The 5,739-nt window shown below is 71.4% G+C and carries 3 protein-coding genes; 1 reads left to right on the top strand and 2 read right to left on the bottom strand.

Features of this window, described 5'->3' with window-relative positions:
• Both G6026_RS10865 and G6026_RS10870 read right to left on the bottom strand, forming a co-directional pair.
• Nucleotides 1–939 (bottom strand): ABC transporter substrate-binding protein (locus G6026_RS10865; protein WP_277815606.1); only part of this gene is annotated, 939 nt, incomplete at its 3' end.
• A 52-nt stretch (nucleotides 940–991) separates the two neighbouring features.
• Nucleotides 992–1,939, bottom strand: coding sequence for an NAD(P)/FAD-dependent oxidoreductase (locus tag G6026_RS10870; RefSeq protein ID WP_182613189.1), 948 nt, complete (start codon nucleotides 1,937–1,939; stop codon nucleotides 992–994).
• A 158-nt stretch (nucleotides 1,940–2,097) separates the two neighbouring features.
• Between G6026_RS10870 and G6026_RS10875 the strand changes: the two genes are divergently transcribed.
• Nucleotides 2,098–5,739: amino acid adenylation domain-containing protein (locus tag G6026_RS10875; RefSeq protein ID WP_194307608.1), on the top strand; the 3,642-nt coding region annotated here is incomplete at its 3' end.

The raw sequence follows: 5,739 nt of genomic DNA on the forward strand, positions 1-5,739 counted from the left end.
GCCGAGGACGGTGCCGACGAGCGTCTCCCTGTCGACCAGCAGCTTGAACGCCGTCCGTACCCGCTCGTCGTCGAACGGCGCGACACGGGTGTTGAGGATGAGGCCGAGCGCCTTGGAGTCCGCCGGGCCTCCCTCGGTGATGCGGGCCGGTTCGGCCACCGTCCGCGCGGCGGTCACCGGGAGGTCGTTGGCGTAGTCGACGTCGCCGGAGACCACGGCCCGGGCTCGCGCATCCGGGTCCGGGACCGACCGCACCTCGAGTCGGTCGATGCCGACGCCCGGGTGGTGGGGGTTGGGTGTGAAGACCCACCCGTCCTCGGACGATCCGGACTCGAGGACGAACGGACCCGATCCGATGCCGGAGTCGGGGTCGCCGTCCTTGAACACGCCGCTCTGCGGGGCCAGGACAGCCTCGACGAAGTCTGCGCGCGGAGCGCTGAGGTGCAGCTCGAGCGTGCGCTCGTCGACCGCACGGGACGCCGCGGTGTCCAGTGGGGCGAGGAAGGACCCGGCCATCGGGGACGCGGCCGTGTAGACCAGCGAGGCGAGGGCGTCCTCGGCGGTCACCGGTGAGCCGTCCGAAAAGGTGGCGTCGGGCCGGAGCCGGACCGTCCACACATCCGCCGCGTCGTTGGAGGTGATCGACTCGGCCAGCTGGGATACCGGCTCGTTGTCGAGGAGGACCACCAGGGAGTCGTACAGAGCGAAGATGCCCACCCAGGCTCCCGGTGAGGTCGCCGCGGCGGGGTCGAGCGTGTCCCCCGGGGAGACCATCGCCGCCACACGGACGGTGCCCCCGTCTCCGCCTGTGCCCGAGCCGGTCCCGGTGCCGGTCCCGTTCGCGCCTCCGTCCTCGGTGGCGCAGGCGCCCAGGGCGAGTCCGGCGCCGGTGACGGCACCGGTGACGGCGATGAGACGGAGGAAACCGCGGCGATCCATGAGAGTGGTGATCCTTAGGTGAGTGGGTGGTGACGGGTGGGGTGGGACTGCGTCAGCCGAGACCGGCCTGGGCGCGGAAGAGGTCCTGGTCGATCCACAATCCTGCGGCCTGTCCGGCGGCGACGGCGCGGGCCACGAACGCCAGCGGTACGGGGTCATCGCGACGACGGGCGCAGTCGCCGGCCGCGAACACGCGTGGGTCCGACGTGCGCTGTTGCCAGTCCACCAGGATGTGCGCACCCTCGGTCTCGAGATCGAGGCCCAGCACGGAGTCGCGCGGTTGCTCCCGGGGGGTGTGGAAGACCGCACCGAAGGTGAGCTCCTCGTCGCCGACCGAGACCGTGAGGGCGCCGTCGGTCCCGCCGAGCTCGGTCACGGGCCGGTGCTCGAGCCCAACGCCATTGCGCGCGAGCGTCTCGCGGATCTCGTCCGGGACCGGATGACCGTTGGTGAGCAGGGTGACGTCGCGGGAGAAGTGGGTGGCCAGATAGACCGCCTGCAGTCCGGGTTGGGCCGGGTTCTCCGGGGCGTCGGTGAGGACGGCGAGTCGCCGCCCGTCGACCTCGTGGCCGTGGCAGAACGGGCAGTGGTAGACGCCCTGTCCGAAGCGCGCCGCCACACCGGGGATCCCGCTCACGTCGTCTCGGACCCCGGCGGTGACGAGCAGCCGTTCGGCCAGGAATGATCTGCCATCCGAGGTGGCGAGACTGACCGGTGTGTCGGGGCCGGTCACCTCGATGCCCGTCACGGTGGAATGCACGATCTCGACGTTGGGATGACCGGCGACCTCCTCCATCCCCGTCCTGCGCAGGTCCTTCGGGGACCTGCCGTCGAGGCCGAGATACATGTGCATCTCGGTCGCGGGGGCGTTGCGCGGTTGGCCGGAGTCGACCAGAACGACCGTCCGCTTCTGGCGGCCCAGGACGAGCGCCGCCGTGAGCCCGGCCGGACCGGCTCCGATCACGGCGACCTCGACTGCGTCGGGGATGGGTGAGGACATGGCGGCTCCCTGGTGGTGGTGCGAGGACGCGCGGACCCCCCTTCCAACAACGGGGAGACGGGCAACGACTGTAGAGACTCTATTGATAACGAGACTCATTATCAATAGAGTCGTGCCGGTGTCGCCGTGGTTCAGTCCGGACAGCGACGCTTTGTGTTGTGAGCGAGAGGTGGGGCATGCCGTCGAGTTGGTCCGTGGTCGAAGCTGCTGTCTGCGACGTCCTGGAGGTCGACTCGGTGGGCCCGGGGACGCTGGTGGACCTGGGGCTGGACTCGCTCTCGGCGGTGCGGCTCCAGCGGCTGCTGGTGGAGCGCACGGGGGTGAGGATCCCCCTGCGGGACTTCGTCGGAGACATCGACCTGACGACACTCGAGCGGAGATGTGCGGCCGGGCCGGTGTCCGCGGAGAAGGTGGCCGCGGAGGTGTCGACGGCGATGACGCCCGCCGACGCGGGCGGTCAGGAGGTCCCGGATACGTTCGCTCTGACTCCCGTACAGGGCACCTATTGGGTCGGCCGGGGTGACGACTACCCGCTCGGCGGCGTCTCGACGTACTTCTACTCCGAGTACGAGTTCGTGCTGCCTGCCGGGACTGACGCCCTCACCACCGTGGGAGAGCTCGAGTCGGCGTGGAACCGCGTGGTGGCCCGCCACCCGATGCTCCGGGCGGTGGTGGGACGCGACGGCGTGGGCCGGGTGCTCGACGATCCGGGGGTCCACCGGTTCGAGATCGTGGATCTCCGCTCGCACCCCGACCCACAGGCTGCCGAGGATGAGGCGCGGCAGGACCTGTCCCACCGTCGCGCGCCCGCCCACCGATGGCCGGTGCACACGTTCGCTGCCGTAGTGCGGCCCGACGGGTCCCTGGTCCTGTGCGTGGGGTTCGATGTGTTGCTCATCGACTTCCCCGGGATACGGCGAGTGCTCGACGAGTGGGGTTCGGAACACCGGCACGAACGCTCGGGTGAGAGCGCGGAGGGCCGCGGGGTGAGGGCGGCGCCCCCGTCTGCCGTGCCCCCACCCGCCCTGCCACGCACCGAGGCCGCCGAGCGGGACGCCATGGAGTTCTGGCGCGGGAGGGCGCAGGACCTGCCGGGTGGGCCGTGGGACACCGCCCACCTTCGGGCCGATCAGCTGACCCCGCCACGGTTCCGGCGGTCGGAGGGCCGGGTCGGCTCCGACGTCTGGGAGGATTTCCGCGTAGCGGCCCGGGCGTGGGGTGTCTCGCCCACGGGGGCGTTGGCGGCGTTGTTCGCGGCCGCGCTCCGGCGCTTCGGCGCCCGGGAGCGCTTCTGCCTGGTCACCACACTCTTCGACCCCGAGGCCCGCGAGGACGCGGGCGTGGGGGACACCACCCGGACCGCTCTTCTCGACACCGGTCACACGGGGTGCGCCGAGGGCTTCGTGGACTACGCCCTCCGGGTGACGCGCAACTTCTGGGACGCGGTGGACCACAGCGCGGTGCCTGCATCGCGCGTGGTCGGCGAGCTGTTCGGGCCGACGAACGGGATCCCCGAACACCCTGTCGTCTTCACCTCCTCCGTAGGGGACCGCGCCGGGTCCCGCACGGACGCCTGGCTCGGCCGACGCGGGTTCGGGGTGTCCCAGACTCCCCAGGTCCTGCTCGACGCCATCCACTGGGAGGAGGACGACGCGCTCGTCCTCGCCTGGGACCACGTGGTCGGGGCGGTCGACGACGGCGTCGTCGACGGCATGCGCCGCGCGGTCCAGAGGGCCGTCGAGGTACTGGCCCGCGACGAGGCCGCCTGGACGCGACCGGGTCTGTTTCTGGACCCCTGGGTCCGTACCCCGCGGCCGCGACCGGTGGCCTACGACTCCGGCCCGGGCCTGCACGACCCGGTGCTGGCGGCGCTGGACGCGGACGGGACGCGGCGCGTGGTCTCGCAAGGGGACCGCGTCGCGGATGCCGACGAACTCGCCTCCATCGCTGCGTGGACCCGCGGTGAGCTGTACTCCAGGGGGGTCACACCCGGGGAGCCGGTCCTCGTCCTGCTCGGCAAGTCGGTCGAACAGATCGGCATCGTCCTCGGGATCACCTCGGCCGGGGCCGCCTACGTGCCCGTGGACCCGGCATGGCCGCTCACGCGCGTGGAACGTATCGCGGCCCGAGCCGGCGCCCGGGTCGCTGTCGCCGCGCAGGGGACGGACATGCCCGACGGGGTCACGGCGATACCCGCCGTGGTCCAGCGGCCTGCGGACGATGCGGTTCGTCCCGGTCCCGCACCCGTCGAGGGGGCCGGACTTGCGTACACGATCTTCACCTCGGGCTCGACGGGAGAGCCCAAGGGCGTCGCCATCGAACACGCTCAGGCCAGGACGACGATCGACGACCTGGCGCGCCGGTTCAACCCCGGTCCGACGGACGTCGTCCTGGGGTTGTCCGCGTTGAGCTTCGACCTGTCCGTGTGGGACATCTTCGGCGGCCTGTCCGCCGGCGCGCGACTGGTCCTGCCCGAACGCGGCTCGGAGGCCGATCCCGAGCACTGGCTGCGCACGATCGAGACCGAGGGCGTCACGGTCTGGAACTCCGCGCCTGCCCTGGCCGAGATGCTCGTCGACTACGCGGAATCGGATCCCGAGCGCGCGCGCACCGCGCTGGGCTCGCTCAGGCTGGTCATGATGTCCGGTGACTGGATCCCGGTGACGCTGCCGGATCGACTCCGCGCCCTCGCCCCGCATGCCGTCGTCGTGAGTCTCGGCGGGGCGACGGAGGCCTCCATCTGGTCGGTTCACCACGTCATCGGCGACGTCCATCCGCAGTGGCCATCGATTCCCTACGGCACGGCGCTGGACGGGCAGTGGTTCCGCATTCTCGACGGCCCGGACGGGGAGCCGGTCCCGATCGGAGTCGCGGGCGAGTTGTTCATCGGCGGCGACGGCGTGGCGCGCGGGTATCTGGGCGACGAGGAACAGACCGCGGAGCGGTTCCGGGTCCACCCCGTCTACGGCGAACGCCTCTATCGCACCGGCGACGAGGGGATGTGGTTGCCCGACGGGACGATCCGGTTCCTCGGTCGCGTCGACCGACAGGTCAAGATCAACGGCTATCGCGTGGAGCTCGGAGAGATCGACGCAGCACTCACGCGCCTCGACGGGGTGCGTGCGGGAGTCTGTAGTGCGGTCGACGGCCCCGGCGGTGGCAAACGCCTGGTCGGGCATGTCGCGCTCACCCCGCAGTCCGGACTCGACCAGCGTGCGATTCGTGCCGCACTCCGGGAGGCGCTTCCGGCGTACATGGTTCCTACCGCTGTCCTGATTCACCGGGAGCTACCGGTCACAGCGAACGGCAAGATCGACCACAAGGCGCTTCCGAACCCCTTCGCGAGTGCGTCGTCGTACTCCGCCTCGTCAGTCCCAGCACCGTCGAGTCCCGCCTCGTCGACGCTGGACTCGTCACCCCCCGCCTCGTCGACCCCAGCACCGGCGACGTCCGCGCAGGCCGAACCCGCGGCGTCTCGGCCGGAGGCGCTCGCAAGTGGTTCGGCAGGCCTGGCACCCGAGCTGGCCGCAGTGGTCCCGGACGGTGTGGATCCGGCGCTCGAACCGCTGGCTGCCGGTCTGGACTCGCTCGCCGTGGTGCGCATAGCGAATCTCGTCGAGGACCTCACCGGCTCCCGGCCGGATCTCGAGGAACTCCTGGCGACACCGTTAGACCGGATCCTCCGCGACGACCCGGTCCCCGAGCCCGCGATCCAGTCCGATCAAGATGCCGCGGACCTTCCGGCCGCCTCCACGCCGGCCCCGCCCGGCCACGCGCCGCAGGTCCCGGCCCTCCCCGCG

Source organism: Dietzia sp. DQ11-38-2, assembly GCF_014145055.1.
Classification (GTDB): Bacteria; Actinomycetota; Actinomycetes; order Mycobacteriales; family Mycobacteriaceae; genus Dietzia.

Coding starts and splice junctions, on each gene's coding strand:
- G6026_RS10870 (WP_182613189.1), bottom strand. CDS start 1,939: ATGTCCTCACCCATCCCCGACGCAGTCGAGGTCGCCGTGATCGGAGCC.